This window comes from Blastococcus sp. LR1 (assembly GCF_020166105.1).
Taxonomy (GTDB): domain Bacteria; phylum Actinomycetota; class Actinomycetes; order Mycobacteriales; family Geodermatophilaceae; genus Blastococcus.
This window is the reverse complement of sequence record NZ_JAIUJY010000004.1, coordinates 198,511-219,597: the sequence shown is the minus strand read 5'-3', so window position 1 is coordinate 219,597 and position 21,087 is coordinate 198,511. Positions and strand designations below refer to the sequence as shown.

The following is a 21,087-nucleotide window of genomic DNA, read 5'->3' as shown; positions in this document are numbered from 1 at the left end:
CTCAGTGCTGGTCTGTGCCCTGTTGCGCCGAGTGGGCCCCGGAGGGGTCCGCGCAGGCGCAGCGCAGCGGCTCAGCTCTGCCGGGGACGACCCTTGGCCGCGGTGTCGCCGCGGAGCGGCGACAATGGGAGCAGCCGCGAGAGGTCGGCGCGGTTGCCGCTGGCGCTGACCTTGCCCTCGGCGACGGCGTCGGCCCAGGAGAGCTCGCCGGTGGCCAGCCGCAGCCAGGTCGCGGCGTCGGTCTCGACGACGTTGGGCGGCGTCCCCCGGGTGTGCCGCGGGCCCTCCACGAACTGGACGGCGACGTGCGGGGGCACCCGCAGCTCGACCGACCGGCCCGGCACCTGCTGGGCCAGCCAGCGGGCGCTGGTCTTCACCGCGGCGCCGAGGACGGCGCGCGGCGGCTGCTCGGCCTCGCCGGCCAGCCAGGCCCGCGCCGGATCGATGGCCGCCCGCAGGTCCTCGGCCGGGATGGGTGCCGGCATCAGGCGGTGGGGACGGCGCCCGTCGGAACCGTGAACGGCGGCGTGTGCTCCGGACCGCCGAAGAGCGCCGGAATCGTGGCGCTCCACGCGGCCCGGAGCTCGGCGAGCGGCATCTCCAGCAGCCCGTCGACCACCAGGGCCTCGCCGCCGGTCGTGCCGAGCTCGGTGACCTGCACGCCCGCCTGCTGCGCGGCGGTCCGCACCGCGTCCACGTCCGATGTCGTGACGACGACGCGGGCGGTGGACTCGCTGAACAGCGCGGTGAACGCGTCGCCGTCCAGGCTGATGCGGGCACCCGTTCCGTAGCGCAGTGCCGACTCGGCCAGCGCCTGCGCCAGCCCGCCGTCGGCCAGGTCGTGCGCGGAGCCGGCGAGCCCGGAGTCGGCGAGGTCGGCCAGCAGCTCGCCCAGGGCGCGCTCCGCGGCCAGGTCGACCGCCGGCGGCTGCCCGCCGAGGTGGCCGTGGACGACGCTCGCCCACGCGGACCCGCCGAACTCGGCCTTCGTCGCGCCCAGCAGCAGGACGGTCTCGCCCGGGGTCCGCCAGCCCGCGGGGATGCGCTTCCGGACGTCGTCGTGCACGCCCAGGACGCCGATGACCGGCGTCGGGTTGATCGCGACGTCGCCGGTCTGGTTGTAGAGGCTGACGTTGCCACCGGTAACCGGCAGACCCAGCTCGCGGCAGCCGTCGGCCAGGCCACGCACGGCCTCGGCGAACTGCCACATGACCTCGGGGTTCTCCGGGGAGCCGAAGTTCAGGCAGTTGGTGACCGCCAGCGGCTTCGCGCCGGAGACGGCGACGTTGCGGTAGGCCTCGGCGAGGTTCAGCTGGGTGCCGGTGTAGGGGTCCAGCCGGGCGTAGCGGCCGTTGCCGTCCAGCGACAGCGAGATGCCGCGGTGCGACTCCTCGTCGATGCGCACCACACCGGCGTCGTCGGGCTGGGCCAGGACGGTGTTGCCGCGCACGTAGCGGTCGTACTGCTCGGTCACCCAGGTCTTGTCGGCGCCGTCGGGGCTGCTGACGACGGCGAGCCAGTGCGCCTGGAGCTCTGCCGGGGTGCTCGGGCGGGGCAGCCGGGCGGCGGCGTCGGCCTGCAGGGCGTCGAGGTCGGCCGGGCGCTGCATCGGGCGCTCGTAGACCGGGCCCTCGTGCGCGACGGTGCGCGGCGGCACGTCGACGATCCGCTCGCCGTGCCAGTCGACGGTGAGCCGGTCGCCGTCGGTGACCTCACCGATGACCGCGGCGCGGACCTCCCATTTGCGGCAGACGGCGAGGAACGCCTCGACCTTGTCCGGCTCCACGATGGCGCACATGCGCTCCTGCGACTCGCTCATCAGGATCTCGGCGGGCGTCAGGGTGGAGTCGCGCAGCGGAACGGCGTCCAGGTCGACGTGCATACCGCCGGTGCCGGCGCTGGCCAGCTCGCTGGTGGCGCAGGAGAGCCCGGCACCGCCGAGGTCCTGGATCCCGGTCACGAGGTCCTGGGCGAAGATCTCCAGGCAGGCCTCGATGAGCAGCTTCTCGGTGAACGGGTCGCCCACCTGCACGGCGGGGCGCTTGGCCGGGCCCTCGGCGTCGAAGGTCTCCGATGCCAGGACGCTGACGCCGCCGATGCCGTCACCGCCGGTGCGGGCGCCGAACAGGATGACCTTGTTGCCGAGGCCCTCGGCCTTGGCCAGCCGGACGTCCTCGTGCTTCATGACGCCGACGCAGAGCGCGTTGACCAGCGGGTTGCCGGCGTAGCAGTCGTCGAAGAGCAGCTCGCCGCCGATGTTGGGCAGGCCCAGGCAGTTGCCGTAGCCGCCGACGCCGGCGACGACGCCGGGCAGCACCCGGGCGGTGTCGGGGGCATCCGCGCGGCCGAACCGCAGGGAGTCCATGACCGCGATCGGGCGCGCGCCCATGGTCAGGATGTCGCGGACGATGCCGCCGACGCCGGTCGCCGCGCCCTGGTAGGGCTCGACGTAGCTCGGGTGGTTGTGCGACTCGACCTTGAAGGTGACCGCGTAGCCGTCGCCGACGTCAACCACACCGGCGTTCTCGCCGATCCCGACGAGCAGCGCCTCGCTGGGCGGCAGGTCCCCGAACTGGCGCAGGTGCACCTTGGAGGACTTGTAGGAGCAGTGCTCGCTCCACATGACCGAGTACATCGCGAGCTCGGCGGTGGTGGGGCGGCGGCCCAGGATGTCCTTGATCCGCGCGTACTCGTCGCTCTTCAGGCCGAGCTCGGCGTAGGGCTGCTCGTCGTCCGGCGTGCTCGCCGCCAGGTCGACGGTGTCGAGGCGGTGCTGCAGCCGCCCCGGGCCGGTGTCGAGGTCGGAGAGCCCTGCGGTGGCGCTGGCCTGACCCGCCGTTCCGTCCGCGCTCATGCGCTCACGACCGCCTTCAGGACGCTGGTGAAGAAGCCGAGGCCGTCGGTCGACGGGCCGGTGAGGTCCTCGATCGCGTGCTCGGGGTGCGGCATGAGGCCGACCACCCGCCCGTTCTCGCTGGCGACGCCGGCGATCTCGCGGCTGGAGCCGTTCGGGTTGCCGTCGGCGTAGCGGAAGACGACCCGCCCCTCGCCCTCGAGCCGGTCGAGGTCGGCGTCGGAGCCCACGTAGCGGCCCTCACCGTTCTTGACCGGGATGAGGATCCGCTGGCCCTCGGTGAAGTCCTGGGTCCAGGTGGTGTCGGCGCGCTCCACGACGAGCACCTGGTCGCGGTTGCGGAAGTGCAGGTGGCTGTTGCGGGTCAGCGCGCCGGGCAGCAGGCCCGCCTCGCACAGCACCTGGAAGCCGTTGCAGATGCCGAGCACGGGCAGGCCCTGCTTCGCGGCGGCGACGACGTCCTGCATCAGCGGCGAGCGGGCGGCGATGGCGCCGGCGCGCAGGTAGTCGCCGTACGAGAAGCCGCCGGGCAGGACGACGGCGTCGACGTCCTTGAGGTCGTGGTCGCCGTGCCAGAGCGCGACGGGGTCCCCGCCGGCCAGGCGCACCGCGCGGGCGGCGTCGACGTCGTCCAGGGAGCCCGGGAAGGTGATGACACCGATGCGCACGTGCGGTCCCTCGTCAGTCGGTGGAGAGGTGCAGTTCGACGTCCTCGATGACCGGGTTGGCCAGCAGCGTCTCTGCGATCTGCTTGAGCTCTGCCTCGTCGGGCGTCCCGGCGACCTCGAGCACGAAGTGCTTGCCCTGGCGGACGCTCGTCACGCTGTCGTGGCCGAGCCGCCCCAGGGCGCCGAGCACCGCCTGCCCCTGGGGGTCGGAGATCTCCGGCTTGAGCACGACGTCGACGACCACCCGGGACACGCCGACGAGCCTACCGGGACCGCTGCGACCACCCCCGTGACCCTGGTCTCGCTGCCGACTGTGTGCGCCGATGCGCCGGTTACCGGCTCAGAACGGCACATCCGCGCACACCGTCCGCGCCCGACGCCGTCGGGAACCCTCATCTCCCCCGCCCGTCCCACCCGTCGCGACCGCCCCGCGATCGGAGGGCGCGCACGCATTCCGGCTGCAGACTTCGCGCATCTGCCGAGGAGGGCACGTGCGACGCCTGATCACTGTTCTGTCCGCTGGTCTCGTGCTCGCGAGCGCCACGCCGGCCTCGGCCGAGGGGGAGAACCGGCCGCCTGTGGCAAGGGACGACACCATCACGGTCGGCCACACGGGCGCCGTCATCTTCCTGGTCGGCGCCCTGCGGAACGACTGGGACCCCGATGGCGACGCGCTCGTCTACACCGCCGTGACCCCGGCGTCGAAGGGCGATGCCTACCTCCAGTACGACAAGCTCTACTACAAGCCGCGCCCGTACGAGTCGGGCGTCGACTCGTTCACGTACACCGTCTCTGACGGCCACGGGAACACGGCTACCGCCACCGTGACCGCGCACCTCTACGTGCAGCCCCGCCAGGTCACCGGTGTGGGCATCACCCAGACCGCGGACACGGCGACGCTGACCTGGTCCGCCACGGAGCACGCCGTCGAGTACCGGATTTTCCGCTCCGGGGTGCTGTTCCACACCACGACCGAGCTGACGTGGACCGACACCGGCATCCCGGACGAGGCGACCCACACCTACTCGATCTCCGCTGTCAACGGCGCTGCCGTCGGCGGGCGGAACTCGGAGTCGGTGACGCGCGGGCGCCGGCCGTCGGCGCCCGCGGATCTGAACGTGGTGCCGGCGGACGACCCGACGTCCTTGCACCTCAGCTGGGACAACGATGGTGCGACCGGTCCGTGGCAGGTCTACCGGGACGGCTCCCCGCTGGCCACGACGGACGTGCCCCGGTTCGACGAGAGCGGCCTGGTCACGGGGCGCCAGTACAGCTACCAGGTGCAGCACCTGGCGGTCGAGACCGGCACCTCGGCGACCCCCGAGAGCGCGATGTCCGCGGCCGTCGCCGAGACTCCCGTGCAGATCAGCACCATCGGCCGGTACTTCCGCGAGTCGGGCTGGACCTGGGGCCCGCTCGGACCGGTGGCCGTGCCGGAGCGCGCGGTGCCGGGCGGGCGGCAGCAGGACCACGCGCACGGCCTCATCACGCAGCAGGACGGCGCAGACCCTTTCTCGATCCGGGCGCCCTTCGCCGCCGCCTACTCGCGCGTGGCGGGACCAGCCGGTGACCTCGGCTTCCCGCTCGGCGAGCACGAGTGCGGGTACCGAGACTCCGGCTGCGGGCAGCTCTTCGAGGGCGGCAGCATCTGGGACTCCTCCTCCACGCCCGTACTGGTCGTCCGACAGGTCATGGAAGACGGGTGGGCCGCGAGCGGCTGGGAGGAAGGCCCTCTGGGCTACCCGGTCAGCGAGCAGGTGGCCCTGCGCGACGGGGTCATGCAGGAGTTCGAGGGCGGGGACGTCTACTGGAGCGCGAGGACCGGCTCGCACGGCGTGAGCAGCCCGATCTGGGACCGCTATGCCGCGTCCGGCGTCGAGAAGGGAGCTCTGGGCTACCCGGTGGCCGACGAGGTCGAGTCCGACCGGGGCCTCCGGCAGTCGTTCCAGGGCGGCACCATCTGGTGGTCGCCGTCCAACGACGGGCTCGTGGTCAGCGCCGCCCTGCAGCCCGCCTGGGAGCGGTCGGGGTGGGACGCCGGACCGCTCGGCGAGCCGACCGGCGCCGAGAAGGCGCTGCGCGGCGGGCGCTTCCAGCTGTTCACCGGCGGATCCGTCTACTGGTCACCCGCGACAGGGGCGCAGGCGGTCCGGGGCGCGGTCCGCGATGCCTGGGCTCGGTCGGGCTGGGAGAACGGCCCGCTCGGCTACCCGACGTCCGGCGAGGTCGCCGTCCCCGGCGGCGCCCGGCAGTCGTTCCAGGGCGGCACCATCTGGTGGTCGCCGTCCGGCGGTGCCCGCCTGGTTGTGGGCGCCATCGAAAAGGCCTGGGGGAAGGCGGGTTACGAGAAGGCACCCGTGGGCCGGCCCACCTCCGAGGAGCTGCTGCTCCGCGGTGGACGCGGGCAGTTCTTCTCCGGCGGGACCATGTTCTGGTCGCCCGGCAGCGGCGCGCACGCCGTCCTCGGCGCGATCTATGCCGCCTGGGGCCGCTCGGGCTTCGAGAACGGCCCGCTGGGATACCCGACCTCCGGGGACATGACGCTCCGGGGCGGGCGTTGGCAGCCGTTCCAGGGCGGCGCCGTCTATTGGACGCCGTCGACCGGGGCGAACACCGTGCGCGGCGCGATCCGCGACGCCTGGGGCCGCACCGGCTGGGAGACCGGCCCCCTGGGCTACCCGGTCTCCGAGGAGATCGCGCTGCGCGGTGGCCGCGGCCAGATCTTCCAGTCCGGGAGCATCTACTGGTCGCCGTCGACCGGTGCGCACGCGGTCCGCGGTGCGATCCGCGACGCGTGGGCCGGACAGGGCTGGGAGAACGGCCGGCTGGGCTACCCGACGTCCGGCGAACTGCGCGCCGGCTCGACCATCCGGCAGACGTTCCAGGGCGGGTCGATCACGTTCGACGTCCCCACCGGACGACGGACAGTCAGCTACCGCTGAGGTCCACGCGATGTGCGGCAGCGGCGCGTTCCCAGCACGGGAACCCGCCCCGGGCGCACATTGCCCGGGGCGCGATCAGGCGAAGGTCGTGCCGGTGAGCTGCTCGTAGGCGGTGACGTAGCGCTCGCGGGTGGCCGCGACGACGTCGGCGGGCAGCTCGGGTGGCTCGGAGACGCGGTCCCAGCCCGACGACGTCAGCCAGTCGCGCACGAACTGCTTGTCGTACGAGGGCTGCACCGACCCGGGCGACCAGGACGACGCCGGCCAGAAGCGCGAGGAGTCCGGCGTGAGCACCTCGTCGCCGAGCACCACGCCACCGTCGGCGGTCCCGAACTCGAACTTGGTGTCGGCCAGCACGATCCCGGCGTCGCGGGCGATCTCCGCGCCGCGTCGGTACAGCGCCAGCGTCAGCGCGCGCAGCTCCTCGGCGCGGTCGGCTCCCACCAGACCGACGACGGCAGGGAAGTCGATCGGCTCGTCGTGCTCGCCGATCTCCGCCTTCGTCGACGGCGTGAACACCGGCTCCGGCAGCTGCGAGCCCTCGACCAGCCCGGCCGGCAGGACGACGTCGCGGATCGAGCCGGTGCGCTCGTACTCCTTGGTGCCACCGCCGGAGAGATAGCCGCGGGCCACGCACTCCACCGGGAGCATCTCCAGCCGGCGCACCAGCATGGAACGTCCGGCGACCTCGGCGGGGACGTCCGTGGCGCTCACCAGGTGGTGCGTGGCCCCGAACTGCGCCAGCACCGGCGTGAGCTGCTCGAACCACCAGACCGAGAGCTGCGTGAGCACCTTCCCCTTGTCGGGGATCGGCGTCGGCAGCACCCAGTCGTAGGCCGAGATGCGGTCCGACGCGACCAGCAGCAGCTGCTCGGAACCGGCGTCGTAGATCTCCCGCACCTTGCCGCGGGCGATCAGCGGGAGATCGACGGTCGGGCCGGCCATCAGGACAACTCAGCCAGCCGGTCGAACAGCGGACCGAGGTTGGCGACGTACTGCTCAGGCCGGCAGATCTCGTCCAGCCGCGCCTCGTCCAGCGTCACCGACGACGCGGCCGCCCGGGCGCGCAGCGTCTCGCGGAACGGCGTCCCGGAGTTCCAGGTCTCCATGGCCGCGCCCTGCACCAGCGCGTAGGCGTCCTCGCGGGACAGCCCGCCCTCGACCAGCTCCAGCAGCACCGACGAGGTGTAGATGAGCCCGCCGGTGGACTCCAGGTTGGCCCGCATGCGGTCGGCGTCGACCACCAGGTTCTCGACCAGGCCCGCGGTGAGGTTCAGCAGGTAGTCGGTGGTGATCGCGGCGTCGGGCAGGAAGACCCGCTCGGTGGAGGAGTGCGAGATGTCGCGCTCGTGCCAGAGCGGGATGCCCTCCATCACCGGCACGATCGCGGCCCGCACCACGCGCGCCAGGCCCGCGATGCGCTCGGAGCGGATCGGGTTCTTCTTGTGCGGCATCGCGCTCGAGCCCTTCTGGCCCGACCCGAACGCCTCCGACAGCTCGCGCACCTCGGTCCGCTGGCCGTGCCGGACCTCCAGCGCGATCGCCTCGCAGACCGTCGCGATGATCGCCAGCGCCGAGACCCACTCGCTGATGCCGTCGCGCAGCACCACCTGGGTGGAGGCGTCGGCCGGCCGCAGGCCCAGCGCGTCGGCGACGGTGCGCTCGACCGACGGGTCGATCAGCGAGTACGTGCCGACGGCGCCGGAGATGGCGACCACGCCGACGGCGTCGCGGGCCGCGCGCAGCCGGTCGCGGGAGCGGGCAGCGGCGAAGGCGAGGTCGGCGACCCGGTGGCCCCAGACGACGGGCTCGGCGTGCACGCCGTGCGTGCGCCCGACCTTGATCGTGGCCCGGTGCGCCAGCCCGTGGTCGCGCAGCGCGGCGACCAGCCGGTCGGCCTTGGCCAGCAGCACGTCGGTGGCGTCGGTGAGCTGGACCGCGAGCGCGGTGTCGAGCAGGTCCGACGACGTCATGCCGTGGTGCACGTAGGCGGCGGCCGAGCGGGGCTCGGTGTTGTCGGCCCAAGCGGTGAGGAAGGCGATGACGTCGTGCTGCGTCGTCTCCTCGATCTCCGCGACCCGCTCGGCGGTCGGCGGCGGCGCGTTGCGCACCGGCTCCACGACGTCGGCCGGAACGCGGCCGGCGGCTGCGTGCGCCTCGAGCACCAGGGTCTCGACGCGGCACCACAGTGCGTACTTGTGGGCGTCGCTCCAGACCCGGCCCATGTCGGGGAGCGTGTAGCGCTCGATCATGCGGGTACCGCCTGCCACTGCTCAGCTCGTCGCGCCACGGGGACAGTCTCCCGCAGCACTGGCGTGATCACGAACGCCCCCTATTTCCTGCGGAGGAACGTTGATGCTGGGACGCGCCGGCGACGTCGTCGGCCGAGCCCGGGAGCGCATCCGGGCCGCCCGCGAGCACGATCCCCACGGCTGGCCCGAGGCCCCGCCGACGACGAAGGTCGCTCCGCCGACGGAGGCGGTGGCGCCGCCGACGGAGCGGGTCGAGCCGCCCGGCGAGGACGAGGGCGCACCCCCGCTCGGCAGCCCCGCACCCGACGCCCCCGATCTCGACGGCGTCCTCGCTCCCGGCCCGGTGAGCGGCCCTCCCGAGAACGGCCGCCCGCAACGGGGCGAGGACCTCGACACCCCGCTCCTCGGCGACCCGGGTCCGCGCATCCACGCCGAGGAGTTCGTGCCGACGACGCTCCGCACGGCGGCGGCCTGGTCGTGGCGGCTGCTGGTGGTCGTCGCCGGGCTCTACGCGCTGCTGGTCGGGATGGCCTCCGTCGCCGTCGTCGTCGTCCCGGTGATCGTCGCGCTGCTGCTGGCGGCCCTCCTTCAGCCGGGAGCCGCTGCGCTGGTGCGGCACGGCTGGCCGCGGTCCCTGTCCGCGCTCACCATGCTCGTGGTCGGTCTCGGCGTCGTCTCCGGGATCATCACGCTGGTCGTCCAGCAGATCAGCGCCGGCTTCAGCGACCTCGCCGAGCAGGTCGGCGAGGGCATCGTGCAGGTGCAGAACTTCGTCGTGCGGAGCTTCCCGATCACCCGCGGACAGCTCGAGGACGCCGTCACCCAGGCGCAGGAGACGCTGGTCGACAACCAGGAGACGCTGGCGTCGGGCGCCATCACGACCGCGGCGACCGTCGGCGAGGTCTTCACCGGCATCGTCCTGGCGCTGTTCACGCTCTTCTTCTTCCTGAAGGACGGCCGGTCCATCTGGCTGTGGCTGGTGGGCCTGTTCCCGCGGGAGTCGCAGGCGTTCCTCGACGAGGCCGCGCGGCGGGCCTGGCGGACGCTGATCTCCTACGTCCGCGCCACGGTGGCCGTGGCGATGGTCGACGCCATCGGCATCGGGATCGGCCTGGCGATCCTCGGGGTGCCGCTGGTCATCCCGCTGGCTGCCCTCGTCTTCCTGGGCGCCTTCATCCCGATCATCGGCTCGTTCCTCGCCGGCACGGTCGCGGTGCTGGTGGCGCTGGTCGCCGTCGGCCCGATCAAGGCGCTGATCGCGCTGGCGGTCGTCATCGCGGTGATGCAGCTGGAGGGACACGTCCTGCAGCCGCTGCTGCTGGGCCGCGCGGTGCACGTGCACCCGCTCGCCGTCGTGCTGGCGATCGCCGCGGGGCTCCTGGTCGGCGGCATCTTCGGCGCGCTGATCGCCGTGCCGACGGTGGCCTGCGTGAACGTCGCCGGTACCTACCTGAGCCGGCGGCACGAGGGCCCGCGGCCGCCCGAGCCACGCCCCGACCAGGCCCGCCCGGTGGTGTCCACCACCTAGCTCAGACCGGCGCGTAGGCCTCCGGGTGCGCGCGGAGGTGGGCCTCGAAGGCCGTCGACACGGTCTCGTCGTCGGGGACCAGTTCGCCGAAGCGCCGGTTCGCCTCGATCTCCAGCTGTTCGGCCGCGTCGGCGTCGTCGGGATCCAGCGCCGCCGCCCGCCCGGAGACGTCGGTGATCAGCTCCGCCACCCCACCCAGGCCGAGGGAGCTGTAGCCGTCGGTCGCCGCGGCCAGCTGGTCCGGCTCCAGCCCCTCGACGGCGTGCAGCAGGCCGCCGTTCATCGCCATCCCGTGGCAGAGCAGCACCGCGGCCAGGGCGGCGTCTCCGGAGTGGGTGAAGGGGGCATACGGGTCGCAGGCGCGGTTCCAGATCTCGGTGGCGCCGGTCACAGGACGATCCTGCCCTCCACAGCGGCCAGCGCGATGTCGGTGCGCCAGTGCGCGTCGGCCAGCCGCACGCCCGCGACGCGTTCGTACGCGGCTTGCCGGGCGGCGGCGAGGTCGGCACCCATGCCCGTCACCGCCAGCACCCGGCCACCGGCGGAGACGACGGTGCCGTCGGCGCCCAGCGTCGTTCCGGCGTGCAGGACGCCCTCGCCGTCGGCTCCGGTGATCGGATCGCCGGTCCGCGGGCGCTCCGGATAGCCCGGGGCGGCGACGACGACGGTGACGGCGGCGCCGTCCCGCCAGCGCAGCGGCGGGTGCTCGGCCAGCGTGCCGGTGGCCGCGGCGTGCAGCAGCCCGCCGAGCGGCGTCTCCAGCAGCGGCAGGACGACCTGGGTCTCCGGATCGCCGAAGCGGGCGTTGAACTCCACCACCCGGACGCCACGCGAGGTGAGCGCGAGCCCGGCGTAGAGCAGGCCGCTGAACGTCTCGCCGCGCCGCACCATCTCGTCGACGGTCGGCTGCAGCACGGTGGCGAGCACCTCCTCGACCAGACCGGCCGGCGCCCAGGGCAGCGGCGCGTAAGCGCCCATGCCGCCGGTGTTCGGGCCGCCGTCGCCGTCGTCGCGCCGCTTGTGGTCCTGCGCGGGCACCAGCGGCAGCACCGTCGTCCCGTCGGTGACGGCGAACAGCGAGACCTCCGGCCCGTCGAGGTACTCCTCGATCAGCACCGCGCCGCCGACCTCCAGCACCCCGCGGCCGTGCGCCACGGCGGCCTCGCGATCGGAGGTGACGACGACGCCCTTGCCGGCGGCGAGACCGTCGTCCTTGACCACGTAGGGCGCGCCACCGGTCAGTTCGGCGACCTCGTCGAGCGCCGTCTCCAGCTCCGCCGGACCGCCGACCGCCCAGGACCGGGCAGTGGGCACACCGGCCGAGGTCATCACGTGCTTGGCGAAGGACTTGCTGCCCTCGAGCTGCGCGGCCTGCGCCGACGGGCCGAAGCAGGCGATCCCCGCCTCGCGCACCGCGTCGGCGGCACCGGCCACCAGGGGCACCTCGGGGCCGATCACGACGAGGTCGGCGCGCCACTCCCGGGCCAGGCTCGCGACGGCGACCGGGTCCGCGACCGCCAGCGACTCACCGCCCGGCGGGGGTGGGGCGAGCCGCCGGGTTCCGGCGTTCCCGGGGGCGCAGGAGACCGCGCTCACCGAGGGGTCGGACTGGAGAGCCACGCACAGGGCGTGCTCCCGGGCACCGGAGCCGATCACCAGCACGCGCACGATCGGCGACCCTACCGACCCTTCCGAGGGAGCTGTGCGGGCGCAGTCCCTGACCAGTCCGACAGGCGTTCAAACCTCAGAAACCCCAGACACACCAGGTGATCTGGGTCACAAACACCCTCCAGTTCCGCTGGTCAGCGAACTGTCCGCCCGGTTGTGCGCAACGAGTCTTCTTCAGTTCCCCCCTCATTCACCCGATTCCTGTGTTGTGGACGCCATGCGCGCGACCGAGTTGCTGGCACGACGACCAGCGACACGCCTTCCCCGGCCCGTCGTCATCGGACACCGTGGTGCCCCGGCCTACCGGCCGGAGCACACCACGGCGAGCTTCGAGCTGGCCATCGACCTCGGAGCCGACCTGATCGAGCCCGACGTCGTGGTCAGCCGCGACGGCGTGCTCGTCGTCCGTCACGAGAGCGAGCTCTCGCTCTCCACCGACGTGGCCGAGCACCCGGAGTTCGCCGACCGCCACACCACCAAGGTCGTCGACGGCTCGCTCTGCACCGGCTGGTTCACCGAGGACTTCACCTACGCCGAGCTGCGGACCCTGCGGGCCGTCGAGCGGATGCCGGCCATGCGCCCGCTCAACACCGCCTACGACGGCCGGTACGGAATCCTCACCCTGGCCGAGGTGATCGAGCTGGCCCGCTGCCGGTCGACCGCCGACCGCAGGATCCGGGTGCTCGCCGAGCTGAAGAACCCCGACGTCGACGGCGACGCCGGCGTGCACATGGGCGCCCTCGTGGCCGAGGAACTGCGCCGCCTGGGCACCGACCGGGCCGACGGAACCGTGCTGATTCAGTCGTTCGACCCAGCCCTGCTGCGCGATCTGCGCGCCCGCCTCGGTGACGGCGGCCCGCAGATGGCCCAGCTGATCCCCGACGCCCCGACCGGCGACGCCATGGTGACGCCGTCCGGTCTGCGCGAGATCTCCACCTACGCGCAGGCCATCGCCCCCAGCCGGGAGCGCGTGCTCACCAGCGCCGCCGGCACCCGGGCGGGACGGGCACACCTCGTCGGCCAGGCGCACGCCGCCCAGCTGTCGGTGTTCGTCTGGACCCTGCGGGCGGAGAACGCCTTCCTCCCCGCGCACCTGCGCCGCGGGGACGCCCCCGAGGGACTCGGCGACGCCGTCGGCGACGCCCAGGAGCTGCTGGCGCTCGGCGTCGACGGCCTGATCACCGACTCGCCGGACCACGCCGTCCGGGCCCGCACCGCGATGACACTGGTGTCGTCCCGCCGCTGAGCCGAGCGCGTCCGCGTTCCGCGTCGGGAGCCTCCGGCCCCGCGACGCGGAACGCCCTGCTCAGCCGATGAGGTCGTGGATGACGACGTTCTCGTCGCGGCCGGGGCCGACGCCGATGACGCTGATCCGCGCGCCGGAGAGCTCCTCGAGCCGGCGCACGTAGGCCTGCGCGGTGGCCGGCAGCTCGTCGAACGAGCGGCAGTGCCGGATGTCCTCGAACCAGCCGGGCATCTCCTCGAAGATCGGCTTCGCGTGGTGGAAGTCGGTCTGCGTCATCGGCATCTCGTCGTGGCGGACGCCGTCGATCCCGTAGGCCACGCAGATCGGCACCGTCTCCAGGCCGGAGAGCACGTCGAGCTTGGTGAGGAAGTAATCGGTGATCCCGTTGACCCGGCTGGCGTAGCGGGCGATGACGGCGTCGAACCAGCCGCAGCGGCGGTCGCGGCCGGTGGTGACGCCCACCTCGCCGCCGTGCTTCCGCAGGTACTCGCCCCACTGGTCGTGCAGCTCGGTCGGGAACGGACCGGAGCCCACGCGGGTCGTGTAGGCCTTGAGGATCCCGACGACCCGGTCGATGCGGGTCGGGCCGACGCCGGCGCCCACCGCGGCGCCGCCGGCGGTCGGGTTGGACGACGTGACGAACGGATACGTGCCGTGGTCGACGTCGAGCAGCGTGCCCTGGGACCCCTCGAGCAGCACCCACTCGCCGGCGTCGAGCGCCTTGCCCAGCAGCAGCCGGGTGTCGACGATCCGGTGCTTGAGGATCTCGGCGTACCGCGCGTACTCCTCGACGACCTCGTCGACGTCGATCGCCTTGCGGTTGTAGACCTTGACCAGGATCTGGTTCTTCTCCTGGAGCGTGCCCTCGAGCTTCTGCCGGAGGATCGAGAGGTCCAGCAGGTCCTGCACGCGGATGCCGGTGCGGGCCACCTTGTCGCCGTAGGCGGGGCCGATGCCGCGCCCCGTCGTCCCGATCTTGCGCTTGCCCAGGAACCGCTCGGTGACCTTGTCGAGGGCCCGGTGGTGCGGCATGATCAAGTGCGCGTCGGAGGAGATCACCAGGCGCGAGGTGTCCACCCCCCGCTCCTCCAGGCCCGCCAGTTCCCGGATGAGCACCTCGGGGTCGATCACCACGCCGTTGCCGATGACCGGGGTGCACCCGGGCGTCAGGATGCCCGACGGGATCAGGTGGAGGGCGTACTTCTCACCGTCCGGCGTGATCACCGTGTGGCCGGCGTTGTTGCCGCCCTGGTAACGGACGACGTAGGGGACTCGGCCGCCGAGCAGGTCGGTGGCCTTGCCCTTGCCTTCGTCGCCCCACTGGGCACCGATCAGCACGACTGCGGGCATCGGCTCCGGGTCTCCTTGTTCGCTCGGGGGAGATGGTTCTCGTCTCTCGCTCGGCACCAGGAAGGGTCCGCGGCCGGCAGGTGGCAGGGTATCCGCATGGCCTCCGTCGAGCTGGACCTCCGTCGCCTGGAGCCCGGTGAAGCGCCCCGCCCGACCCAGCTCGAGCCGGTCGGGACGGCCGACTCCGTGGTCGTGCGCGGCCCCGTACCCGCCCTCTCGGCCGTGCTCGCGGCGCTGCTCAAGGCCGGGCGGACCGCCGAGGTGCCGGTGGCCTGGGAGCCGGGCCGCGACAAGGCGTCCGACGGGCTCGCCCGCGATCTGGAGATCGGCACCGGCGAGCCGCGCGACCTCACGCTCGTCCGGGACGACCACGGCGGCGTCCTCCTCCACCACGGGCGGATCGAGGCGGCCGGCGGCGGCCGGCGATCGCTCTCCCGCCGGATCGGGCTGCAGGCGCACCACGACGACATCAAGGTCGCCGACGGCGAGATCACCCGGATCGACGTCCGGCCGGACTGGACCGCCGTCGACACCATCGGCGTGACCGTGATGACCCTGCCGCTGCGCCCGACCCGGCACACCAGCGGCCGGGCCCTGCAGGTGGCCTCGGACCCGGCGCGCATCGTCCGCGACGGCGTCCCCTACCCGCGCCCGGTCTCCCGCTGGACCTGGTACGCCGACGACCGCGTGCGGTGGCGTCTCCAGCCGTAGCGGGGCGGGCGCCAGCACCTCGGGACGTCGTGGACACTGGGTGCACCCGCACGATCGAGGAGGACCCGCTGCCGACGCCCTGCTCCCCCACCGCCGGGGCTCCCCGACGGTGATCGGCGACCGGCTGCCCTCCTACGGCACGGCCCGCCCCCAGGCGGGCCGCCGCTTCCTCTCGCGGGCGCTGGCTCGTCCGAGCCTGCCCGCGGTCGTCGCCCTGGTGGTCGTCGTCGCGTTCTTCGGGCTGCAGGCGCCGGACCTGCGCAGCACCGCGGGGCTGGCCGGCGTCCTCGACGTCGCGGCCCCGCTGGGCATCGGCGCGGTCGCGGTCGCCCTGCTGCTGATCGCGGGCCAGTTCGACCTCTCCGTGGGCATCATGGCGCTGGCCAGCTCGCTGCTGACGGCGATGCTGATCGGGCCCGCGGGATGGCCCACGTGGCCGGCCCTGGCGGTGTCACTGCTGGCCGCGCTCGCCGTCGGGGTGGTCAACGGCGTGCTGGTCGTCAACACCGGCCTGCCCAGCTTCCTGGTCACCCTCGCCACGTTCCTCGTCCTGCAGGGCATCGCCCTCGCCGGCTTCGAGGCGGCGACGGGCTCCACGCAGGTCGGCGGCCTGGACGCCGCACCCGGCTGGAGCTCCGCGGCCTCGGTGTTCGGCTCCTCGGCGGAGATCGGCGGCGCCCGGTTCCACGTCGCGGTCCTGTGGTGGCTGGCGGCCACCGCGCTGGCGACGTGGGCGCTGTGGCGGACCGCGTTCGGCAACGCCGTCTTCGCCGCCGGCGGTGCCCGCCGCGCGGCCCGTGAGCTGGGCGTGCCCGTCCGACGGACCACGGTCGCCCTCTTCTGCCTCACCGCGACGGCCGGCTGGCTGATCGGCACCCTCGGCCTGTTCCGGCTGGAGAGCGTGCAGCTGGGCAACGCGGACCTGGACACCGCGCTGGACTTCCTCGTCGTGGCCGTCATCGGTGGCTGTCTGCTCACCGGCGGGTACGGGTCGGCGATCGGCGCCGCCGTCGCCTCGGTGCTCTACGCGGTGGCCCGCCAGGGCATCACGCTCGCCGGCTGGGACCCCCGGTGGTTCCTGACCCTCCTGGGTGGACTGCTGCTGGTGGCGCTGGTCGCCAACGGCGTCGTGCGCCGCCGGCTGAAGGCGAAACCACGCTCATGAGCACCGCCTCCTCCGAGCACGACGCCCCGACGCGCCCTCCGCGCCCGGTGATCGAGCTGCGCGGGCTGACCGTGCGGTACGGCAACGTCCCGGCACTGAACCGGGTGAACGCCGTCCTGCGGTCCGGTGAGATCACCTGCGTGCTGGGCGAGAACGGCTCCGGCAAGTCGACGCTGGTGTCGGTGCTCTCCGGGCTGGGCCGGCACGACGAGGGCGAGCTGCTGGTGGCGGGGATGCCGGTGCGGTTCCGCTCCCCGCGCCACTCCCGCGCGCTCGGGATCGCCACCGTCTGGCAGGACCTCGCCGTCGCTCCGCTGCTCTCGATCTGGCGGAACTTCTTCCTGGGCGTCGAGCCGACCCGCGGGGTCTGGCCACTGCGCCGGCTGGACGTCGCCGGCGCCCGGGAGACCACCGTCCGCGCGATGGCGCGGGTCGGCGTCACGGCCCTGGACCCGGACCAGCCGGCGAGCGCGCTCCAGGCCGGCGAGCGGCAGAGCCTGGCTGTCGCCCGCGCGCTCCACTTCGGGGCACGGGCGCTGGTCATCGACGAGCCCGTCACCCCGATGACCGTGGCGCGGCAGACACTGTTCGGGCAGGCGATCCTGGCCGCGCGGGCCCAGGGCCTGGCCGTCGTCGTCGTGACGAACAACCCGCGCTACGCCCACCTGATCGGTGACCGGTTCCTGCTGCTGGCCCACGGCCAGGTGGCGGCGACCCTGACCCGGGACGACATCGACGCCGACGACCTGACGGCGCTCATGGCCGGCGGCGAGCAGCTGAGCACCCTGACCGACGCACTGACCGCCCTGCACCCGGAGCTCGGCGAACGCTGAGCCCGGGGAGGGCGGTCAGGGTGGTCAGGCGCGGTCAGGGGCTGAAGACGCTGACCCCGCCCGGGCCGACCAGCAGCCCGACGACGATCAGCACGATGCCCCACAGCATCTGCCCACGAACGATCGCGAAGATCCCGGAAACCACCAGGATCACGGCGAGGATCCACAACAGGGTCACCATTGCTCATCCCTCATCTCTGCGGGCGCCCGGTAGGCGCCGTGCACGCACAGTGATGCCCGATCACGATCAACTGGCAAACACCGCCCGCGAACGTGCAGCTCAGAAGGGCGAGCTCGATGCGGACCGCGGATCCTCGTAACTCCGCGTCACGGGTAGCTCGGCGGTTGTCCGCAGAGTGCAGCGAGGGCGCGTTCCCGGGTCGGGAACGCGCCCTCGGCGCACAGTGGCCGAACGCTACGGAGCGAGCGTCGGGTCGCAGTCGCGCAGCAGCTGGGTGCAGCGCTCCTGCTCGTCCGTCTCGCCGATCGCCTCGGCGGCCTTCGCCAGCACCGTGACGCAGCGAAGGAAGCCGCGGTTGGGCTCGTGCGACCACGGCGCCGGGCCGTAGCCCTTCCAGCCGTTGCGGCGCAGCGCGTCGAGCCCGCGGTGGTAGCCGGTGCGGGCGTAAGCGTAGGCCTCGATCGTGCGGCCGTCAGCCAGCGCCGCCTCGGCGAGCGCGCCCCAGGCGGCGCTCACCGTCGGGTGGTTCGCCGCGACCTCGGCCGCGGGGGTGCCGGCAGCGAGGGCGGCGTCGGCCTCGGGGTTCGCCGGCAGCAGCGTGGGGGCGGGCTCGCCCAGCAGGTTGTGGGAGTGCGTCACCGTCACGCCCCCTGCGACTGACCGGCCGACAGCAGGTCCTCGCACGCCTCGACGACGCGGGCGGCCATGCCGGTCTCGGCGGCCTTGAGGTAGCTGCGCGGGTCGTAGACCTTCTTGTTGCCGACCTCGCCGTCGACCTTCAGCACGCCGTCGTAGTTGCCGAACATGTGCCCGACGATGGGCCGGGTGAAGGCGTACTGGGTGTCGGTGTCGACGTTCATCTTGATGACGCCGTAGGACAGCGCCTCGCGGATCTCCGACTGCGCGGAGCCGGAGCCGCCGTGGAAGACCAGGTTGAACGGCTTGGGGTCGGCGGTGCCGAACTCCTTGGCGACGACGTCCTGACCCAGCTTGAGGATCTCCGGGCGCAGCTTGACGTTGCCCGGCTTGTAGACGCCGTGCACGTTGCCGAAGGTGGCGGCCAGCAGGTACACGCCCCGCTCGCCCAGGCCCAGCTTCCGGGCGGTGGCCACGAAGTCGCCCTCGGCCGTGTAGAGCTTCTCGTTGATGTCGTGCGCGACGCCGTCCTCCTCGCCGCCGACGACGCCGATCTCCACCTCGAGCACGATCTTCGCCGCGGCGGCGCGCTCCAGCAGCTCCTCGGCGATGTCGAGGTTCTCGTCCAGGTCGATCGCCGATCCGTCCCACATGTGCGACTGGAACAGCGGCGCCTGGCCGGCGTCGACGCGGTCCTTGGACAGCGCGATCAGCGGCCGGACGTAGGAGTCCAGCTTGTCCTTGGGGCAGTGGTCGGTGTGCAGCGCCACGTTGACCGGGTACCGCTCGGCGACGACGTGGGCGAACTCGGCCAGGGCCACCGCGCCGGTGACCATGTCCTTCACCTTGGTGCCGGAGCCGAACTCCGCGCCGCCGGTGGAGAACTGGATGATGCCGTCGCTGCCCGCGTCGGCGAACCCGCGGAGCGCCGCGTTGATCGTCTCGGACGAGGTGCAGTTGATCGCCGGGTAGGCGAAACCGCCCTCCTTGGCCCGACTGATCATGTCGGCGTAGACCTCAGGGGTCGCGATGGGCATGCGGGGCACTCCTCCGGTGAGCGGCGTGTACGGCGCTGTACGTCGTCGATCAGTATCGCGCCGCCGGGCTCACTCCGGGGCGTCGGGGCGGACGTCCAGCCCCAGAGCGGTCACGAGTACCACCGCCTGGGTGACGTCGATCCGCGCACCGGCGAGCTCGGTGCGACGCGGATCGACCGCGGTGAGGTCGCTGCCGCGCAGGTCCGCGCCGGTGAGATCGGCGCCGTCGAGCTCCGCGGCGGAGAGGTCCAGGCCGCGCAGCGTCGCCCCGGCCGCCTGGACCTTCGTCAGGTCCGCCTCGCGCATCCGCACCGCGCCCAGGGTCGCCCGGTGCAGGTCCGCGCCGGCCAGGACGACGAACGACCAGTCCCCGCCGGCGACGGTCATCAGGTCGAAGGTGCAGCGCGCGAACCGGCTGCCCACGAACTTGCACTCGTCGAACTCCGCCTGGAAGAACGAGCAGCCGGTGAAGGTGCAGTTCACGAAAGCGGCGTCGGTGTACTTCGCGCCGGTGAACCGGCAGTCCGTGAACGTGCAGTCGGTGAAGACGGCGCCGTCCCCGGTCGTCTCCGACAGGTCGACGCCGGCGAACCGGACGCCGGTGTGCTCGTGACCGGACAGGTCCTCGCCGTACCAGTCGGCGTCCCGGACGTCGGCCTCGGTCATCCCTGCTCGATGCGGCTCGCCACGCGGGCCGCCACCACCACCGGGTCGTAGGTGGGCGAGAACGGCGGCGCGTAGGAGAGGTCGGAGCCGGCCAGGTCCTCGGCGGTCATCCCGGCCCAGATGGCGGTGGCCAGCACGTCGATCCGCTTGGCGCTACCCGGGCCGCCGACCACCTGCGCGCCCAGCAGCAGGCCCGAGCCGCGCTCGCTGATCAGCTTGATCGCGATCGGCTCCGCTCCCGGGTAGTAGCCGGCGCGCGTGGTGGCCTCGATCAGGTCGGAGCGGTGGTCGAAGCCGGCCTGCTCCGCCTGCGTGGTGCACAGCCCGGTCCGGCCCACCTCCAGCTCGCCCACCTTGGTCACCGCCGTCCCGAGGACGCCGGAGAACCGCGCGGGGCGGCCGCCGATGACCGAGCCCGCCACCCGGCCCTGCTTGTTGGCGTGCGTGCCCAGCGCGATGTGGATCGCCTCGCCGGTGATCCGGTGGTAGGTCTGCACGCAGTCGCCGGCCGCGAAGACCTCGGGGTGCGAGCGGCTGCGCTGGGTGTGCGCGACGTCGATCCCGCCGGTGACGCCGAGCTGCAGCCCCGCCTCCCGGGCCAGCGCCGTCTCCGGGCCCATGCCCAGGCCCATGACGACGACGTCGGTCTCGTAGCTGCCCGCGTCGGTGCGCACCGCCCGGACCACGCCGTCGGCGTCGGTCTCGATCGCGCGGACCGGCTGCTCGGACTGCACCTCGATGCCCATGTCGCCCATCGCCTTGCAGACCCGCTCGCCCATGTCGTCGTCCAGCTGGGCCATCGGCAGCGGATCGGCCAGGACGACGGTCACCGACAGCCCGCGTCCCCGCAGCACCTCGGCCATCTCCAGGCCGATGTAGCCACCGCCGAGGACGATCGCCCGCTCGGCGCCGGCGGCGATGGCCGCGCGGATGTCCGCGCCGTCGGCGAGCCGGTGCACGCCGTACACGCCCTCGGCGTCCAGCCCGGGGATCGGCGGCCGCGCGGGACGCCCGCCGGTGGCGACGACGAGGTTGTCGTAGCCGAGCTGCTCGCCGGTGCTCGTGCGCACCCGGCCCGCCTCGAGGTCGATCTCCTCGGCGCGGGTCTGGATGCGGATGTCGATGCCGTCGGCCTCGAACTGCCCGGCCGTGCGGGCCAGCAGGCGGTCGCGGTCGCTGACCAGGTCGCCGATCCAGTAGGGGATGCCGCAGGCGGAGTAGGAGATCTCCGGCCCCTGCTCCAGGACGACGATCTCCAGGTCCTCCGGCCCGCGCAGCCGCCGGGCCTGGGCGGCGGCCGACAGCCCGGCGGCGTCCCCGCCGATGACGACCAACCGATCAGTGCTCACG

At 73.2% G+C, this 21,087-nt stretch carries 20 protein-coding genes; 6 read left to right on the top strand and 14 right to left on the bottom strand.

Annotation, left to right across the window (positions count from 1 at the left end; genetic code table 11):
• Positions 1 to 71: 71 nt before the first annotated feature.
• The 4 genes from LBW97_RS12940 to purS are packed head-to-tail and all read right to left on the bottom strand — an operon-like array spanning position 72 to position 3,775.
• Complete coding sequence (locus LBW97_RS12940) at positions 72 to 485, bottom strand: sterol carrier family protein (RefSeq protein ID WP_224499792.1); 414 nt, start codon at positions 483 to 485, stop codon at positions 72 to 74.
• Positions 485 to 2,854: a phosphoribosylformylglycinamidine synthase subunit PurL gene (gene purL, locus LBW97_RS12935; protein ID WP_224499791.1), complete on the bottom strand. Its 2,370-nt coding sequence runs from the start codon at positions 2,852 to 2,854 to the stop codon at positions 485 to 487. The genes LBW97_RS12940 and purL overlap by 1 nt, the downstream gene beginning before the upstream one ends.
• Complete coding sequence (purQ, locus tag LBW97_RS12930; protein ID WP_224499790.1) at positions 2,851 to 3,522, bottom strand: phosphoribosylformylglycinamidine synthase subunit PurQ; 672 nt, start codon at positions 3,520 to 3,522, stop codon at positions 2,851 to 2,853. Before purQ ends, purL begins: the two co-directional genes overlap by 4 nt.
• A gap of 13 nt (positions 3,523 to 3,535) precedes the next feature.
• Positions 3,536 to 3,775, bottom strand: a complete 240-nt coding sequence (gene purS, locus LBW97_RS12925) for a phosphoribosylformylglycinamidine synthase subunit PurS (RefSeq protein WP_224499789.1) — start codon at positions 3,773 to 3,775, stop codon at positions 3,536 to 3,538.
• 238 nt (positions 3,776 to 4,013) lie between these two features.
• Between purS and LBW97_RS12920 the strand changes: the two genes are divergently transcribed.
• Complete coding sequence (locus tag LBW97_RS12920) at positions 4,014 to 6,464, top strand: Ig-like domain-containing protein (protein ID WP_224499788.1); 2,451 nt, start codon at positions 4,014 to 4,016, stop codon at positions 6,462 to 6,464.
• Between the two features lie 75 nt (positions 6,465 to 6,539).
• On the opposite strand, the gene LBW97_RS12915 is transcribed toward LBW97_RS12920, so the two are convergent.
• Together LBW97_RS12915 and purB are read right to left on the bottom strand one after the other, a co-directional pair.
• Complete coding sequence (locus LBW97_RS12915) at positions 6,540 to 7,409, bottom strand: phosphoribosylaminoimidazolesuccinocarboxamide synthase (protein ID WP_224499787.1); 870 nt, start codon at positions 7,407 to 7,409, stop codon at positions 6,540 to 6,542.
• Positions 7,409 to 8,716, bottom strand: coding sequence for an adenylosuccinate lyase (purB, locus tag LBW97_RS12910; RefSeq protein WP_224499786.1), 1,308 nt, complete (start codon positions 8,714 to 8,716; stop codon positions 7,409 to 7,411). Before purB ends, LBW97_RS12915 begins: the two co-directional genes overlap by 1 nt.
• 103 nt (positions 8,717 to 8,819) lie before the next feature.
• Between purB and LBW97_RS12905 the strand changes: the two genes are divergently transcribed.
• A complete protein-coding gene (locus LBW97_RS12905; protein ID WP_224499785.1) occupies positions 8,820 to 10,244 on the top strand; it encodes an AI-2E family transporter in 1,425 nt (474 codons plus the stop codon).
• Position 10,245: 1 nt separating this feature from the next.
• On the opposite strand, the gene LBW97_RS12900 is transcribed toward LBW97_RS12905, so the two are convergent.
• Positions 10,246 to 10,635, bottom strand: a complete 390-nt coding sequence (locus LBW97_RS12900; RefSeq protein ID WP_224499784.1) for a hypothetical protein — start codon at positions 10,633 to 10,635, stop codon at positions 10,246 to 10,248.
• Positions 10,632 to 11,912: a phosphoribosylamine--glycine ligase gene (gene purD / locus LBW97_RS12895; RefSeq protein WP_224499783.1), complete on the bottom strand. Its 1,281-nt coding sequence runs from the start codon at positions 11,910 to 11,912 to the stop codon at positions 10,632 to 10,634. The genes LBW97_RS12900 and purD overlap by 4 nt, the downstream gene beginning before the upstream one ends.
• Positions 11,913 to 12,129: 217 nt before the next feature.
• On the opposite strand from purD, the gene LBW97_RS12890 reads away from it, so the two are divergent.
• A complete protein-coding gene (locus tag LBW97_RS12890) occupies positions 12,130 to 13,158 on the top strand; it encodes a glycerophosphodiester phosphodiesterase family protein (protein WP_224499782.1) in 1,029 nt (342 codons plus the stop codon).
• Positions 13,159 to 13,218: 60 nt separating this feature from the next.
• On the opposite strand, the gene LBW97_RS12885 is transcribed toward LBW97_RS12890, so the two are convergent.
• Positions 13,219 to 14,508, bottom strand: a complete 1,290-nt coding sequence (locus tag LBW97_RS12885) for an adenylosuccinate synthase (RefSeq protein ID WP_224499781.1) — start codon at positions 14,506 to 14,508, stop codon at positions 13,219 to 13,221.
• Positions 14,509 to 14,604: 96 nt separating this feature from the next.
• Between LBW97_RS12885 and LBW97_RS12880 the strand changes: the two genes are divergently transcribed.
• Genes LBW97_RS12880 through LBW97_RS12870 form a run of 3 tightly spaced genes read left to right on the top strand, consistent with a single transcriptional unit; the run spans position 14,605 to position 17,217 of the window.
• Complete coding sequence (locus LBW97_RS12880) at positions 14,605 to 15,219, top strand: hypothetical protein (RefSeq protein ID WP_224499780.1); 615 nt, start codon at positions 14,605 to 14,607, stop codon at positions 15,217 to 15,219.
• Positions 15,220 to 15,259: 40 nt separating this feature from the next.
• The gene (locus tag LBW97_RS12875) at positions 15,260 to 16,384 is read left to right on the top strand and encodes an ABC transporter permease (protein ID WP_224499779.1); all 1,125 of its coding nucleotides are present in this window, start codon (positions 15,260 to 15,262) and stop codon (positions 16,382 to 16,384) included.
• A complete protein-coding gene (locus LBW97_RS12870; protein ID WP_224499778.1) occupies positions 16,381 to 17,217 on the top strand; it encodes an ATP-binding cassette domain-containing protein in 837 nt (278 codons plus the stop codon). Before LBW97_RS12875 ends, LBW97_RS12870 begins: the two co-directional genes overlap by 4 nt.
• Positions 17,218 to 17,251: 34 nt before the next feature.
• Here LBW97_RS12870 and LBW97_RS12865 read toward each other — a convergent pair whose 3' ends face one another.
• From LBW97_RS12865 to LBW97_RS12845, 5 genes are all read right to left on the bottom strand, one after another.
• Positions 17,252 to 17,398, bottom strand: a complete 147-nt coding sequence (locus LBW97_RS12865; protein WP_224499777.1) for a GPGG-motif small membrane protein — start codon at positions 17,396 to 17,398, stop codon at positions 17,252 to 17,254.
• Between the two features lie 234 nt (positions 17,399 to 17,632).
• Positions 17,633 to 18,037: a DUF3151 domain-containing protein gene (locus LBW97_RS12860; protein WP_224499776.1), complete on the bottom strand. Its 405-nt coding sequence runs from the start codon at positions 18,035 to 18,037 to the stop codon at positions 17,633 to 17,635.
• Between the two features lie 2 nt (positions 18,038 to 18,039).
• Entirely contained in the window at positions 18,040 to 19,071 is a 1,032-nt protein-coding gene (gene fbaA / locus LBW97_RS12855) for a class II fructose-bisphosphate aldolase (protein WP_224499775.1), read from the bottom strand.
• Positions 19,072 to 19,140: 69 nt separating this feature from the next.
• Complete coding sequence (locus tag LBW97_RS12850; RefSeq protein WP_224499774.1) at positions 19,141 to 19,737, bottom strand: pentapeptide repeat-containing protein; 597 nt, start codon at positions 19,735 to 19,737, stop codon at positions 19,141 to 19,143.
• Complete coding sequence (locus tag LBW97_RS12845) at positions 19,734 to 21,086, bottom strand: FAD-dependent oxidoreductase (RefSeq protein ID WP_224499773.1); 1,353 nt, start codon at positions 21,084 to 21,086, stop codon at positions 19,734 to 19,736. The genes LBW97_RS12850 and LBW97_RS12845 overlap by 4 nt, the downstream gene beginning before the upstream one ends.
• Position 21,087: the final 1 nt, after the last annotated feature.